The organism is Halohasta sp. A2 (assembly GCF_056175805.1).
Window position 1 is genome coordinate 1 of record NZ_JAQFWV010000297.1, and the last position, 255, is coordinate 255.

Here is a 255-nt window from a genome sequence, read left to right on the forward strand (position 1 = left end):
CAATGATCGGGAGTGGAAGTTCTCAATACTTGTGTACTGTTTGAGTTCTCGGAAGAAGATCTCGATCATCGTGCGAAGCGTGTAGATATTCATCACCTCAACAGGAGCGTACGCTGACGACAGCGTCATCAGGTACGCGAGTTTCTCATCATCAACATCTTCAAAGATGATTCGCCGAAATCGTTGACCAGTCTCAGCAAGCTCAATCTGTTCGTCACGGAGATGTCGTGTTCCTTGTTCATTGGTGATTTCGAC

At 46.7% G+C, this 255-nt stretch carries 1 protein-coding gene; it reads right to left on the reverse strand.

The genetic code is table 11. From position 1 onward, the window contains the following. A partial coding sequence (locus tag O2S87_RS19205) for a transposase (protein WP_475410261.1) occupies nt 1–255 on the reverse strand: 255 nt, incomplete at both ends.